Raw genomic sequence first — 2,528 nt, 5'->3', positions numbered from 1 at the left:
AGAAACAGCATGGCGAACACCGGTGCGGTGATGTTCAGGGTTTCGAGGAAAATTGCCAGCATGCCGGGGGTAACCTTGGGTGAGCGTCGTTAGTAGGCTAATGATAAGCCACTTTCACCCGGATCGTTCCCACGCTCTGCGTGGGAATGCCTCTTGTGACGCTCTGCGTCGAGCTTTTGGGACGCAGAGCGTCCCGGGTTGCGTTCCCACGCAGAGCGTGGGAACGATCACTGGTTGGTCTCAGGTGATCGGCGCCGGGTTGAACAAGGTGATGTCGTTATGCAGCTTGTGCTTCTCAGCCCACGTCTGCTGCTTGCCGCTGGCCACATCCAGATAGTAGTGGAACAACTCCCAGCCCAGCTCCTCGATGGAGGCCCGGCCTGTAGCAATGCGCCCGGCGTCAATGTCGATCAGGTCCGGCCAGCGTTGCGCCAGTTCCGTCCGGGTCGACACTTTCACCACGGGGGCCATGGCCAAGCCATAAGGCGTGCCACGTCCGGTGGTGAACACGTGCAGGTTCATCCCCGCCGCCAGTTGCAACGTCCCGCAGACGAAGTCGCTGGCCGGGGTCGCGCAGAAGATCAGGCCTTTGTCCTTGAACCGCTCGCCAGGGCCGAGCACGCCGCTGATCGCACTGCTGCCAGACTTGACGATCGAGCCCAGGGATTTCTCGACGATGTTCGACAACCCGCCCTTCTTGTTGCCTGGCGTGGTGTTGGCGCTGCGGTCCGCTTCGCCCTTGGCGAGATAACGGTCGTACCAGTCCATTTCCCGAACCAGTTCCTCGGCGACCTCCTTGGTCTGTGCCCGAGAAGTCAGCAGGTAGATTGCGTCGCGCACTTCGGTGACTTCGGAAAACATCACCGTCGCGCCCGCCCGCAGCAACAGGTCCGAGGCATAGCCGAGGGCCGGGTTGGCAGTGATGCCGGAAAACGCATCGCTGCCACCGCACTGCATGCCGAGAATCAGCTCGGACGCCGGCACGGTTTCCCGACGGCGTTGATCAAGCTTCTTCAGACGGATTTCCGCCAGCTCCATGATCTGTTCGATCATCTCGGTAAAACCGTGACTGGAATCCTGCAGGCGATAGAGCCACGGCTCGCTCAAGTCCACCGAGGCATCGTCCTCGTGCATCACTTGCCCGGCCTGCAATTTCTCGCAACCCAGGCTGATCACCAGGGCCTCGCCACCCAGGTTCGGGTTGCGCGCCAGATTGCGCACAGTACGAATCGGGATGTAGGCGTCGGTGGCCGTAATTGCCACGCCACAGCCGTAGCTGTGGGTCAGTGCCACCACGTCATCGACGTGCGGGTACTTGGGCAGCAATTCGTCCTTGATGCGCTTGACCGCGTGATCGAGCACACCGGTCACACATTGCACGGTGGTGGTGATGCCAAGGATGTTGCGCGTGCCGACGGTGCCGTCGGCGTTGCGATAACCCTCGAAGGTGAAGCCTTCCAGCGCTGCTTGCGCGGCCGGCACTTCGGTAGACAGCGGCAGGCTGTCCAGCGGTGGCGCGGTCGGCATGCGCAGTTGATCTTCCTTGACCCAACTGCCGCGTGGAATCGGCTGCAAGGCGTAGCCAATGACCTGGCCGTAACGAATCACCTGGCCACCCTCGGGAATGTCTTCCAGGGTGACCTTGTGGCTCTGTGGCACGAAGTCCACGGTGACCAGGCCATCGGCAAACTCGGTGCCGGCCGGGACGCCCTGATCGTTGACCACGATCACCACATTGTCCCGCTCGTGCAGGCGGATGTAGCGCGGCGAGTCGGAATGTTCAATCAACTGCATGACGCCGCTCCTCAGGAATGCGCTTGAGACAATTTATTGTTGGTTTCAGGACCGCTGACCGGTGGCTCTTTGAGCACCACACGCTTGATCGGACCGACGATCACCAGATAGCTGAACACCGCGACCAGTGCGTTGCAACCAACGAACACCAGCGCCCACTTGAACGAGCCGGTGGAACTGATGATGTAGCCGATCACGATCGGGGTGGTGATCGAGGCCAGGTTACCGAAGGTGTTGAACAGGCCACCGCTCAGACCGGCGATCTGTTTCGGCGAGGTGTCGGACACCACGGCCCAGCCCAGTGCGCCCACGCCTTTGCCGAAGAATGCCAGGGCCATGAAGCCGACGACCATCCATTCAACATCGACATAGTTGCAGGCCACGATGCTGCTGGAAACCAGCAGGCCGGCAATGATCGGTGCCTTGCGGGCGAAGGTCAGGGAATGGCCTTTGCGCAGCAGGTAATCGGAAATCACCCCGCCGAGCACACCACCGATGAAGCCGCAGATCGCCGGCAACGAGGCGATGAAACCGGCCTTGAGGATGGTCATGCCGCGTTCCTGCACCAGGTACACCGGGAACCACGTCAGGAAGAAGTAGGTGATACCGTTGATGCAGTATTGGCCCAGGTACACGCCGAGCATCATGCGGTTGGTCAGCAACTGACGGATGTAATCCCACTTCGGACCGTCGGACTTCTTGCCCTTCTGGTCCATGTCGACCATGCCGCCGTT

2 protein-coding genes are annotated in these 2,528 nt (G+C 61.0%); both read right to left on the bottom strand.

All coding sequences use genetic code 11. The features are described 5' to 3' along the window. Window positions 1–240: 240 nt before the first annotated feature. Window positions 241–1,794 carry a galactarate dehydratase gene (garD, locus tag D8V06_RS00395; protein ID WP_130930249.1) on the bottom strand — a complete coding sequence of 518 codons (1,554 nt, stop codon included), beginning with the start codon at window positions 1,792–1,794 and terminating at the stop codon, window positions 241–243. An 11-nt stretch (window positions 1,795–1,805) separates the two neighbouring features. Further along, the coding region (locus tag D8V06_RS00390; RefSeq protein WP_130930248.1) for an MFS transporter at window positions 1,806–2,528 on the bottom strand (723 nt) is incomplete at its 5' end.

Source organism: Pseudomonas sp. Sample_24 (genome assembly GCF_004307605.1).
Classification (GTDB): Bacteria; Pseudomonadota; Gammaproteobacteria; order Pseudomonadales; family Pseudomonadaceae; genus Aquipseudomonas.
This window is presented reverse-complemented; position numbering and strand designations above follow the sequence as displayed.

Bases quoted from the DNA above. Each gene is read 5' to 3' on its own strand.
- garD (WP_130930249.1), bottom strand. From the start codon at position 1,794: ATGCAGTTGATTGAACATTCCGACTCGCCGCGCTACATCCGCCTGCAC.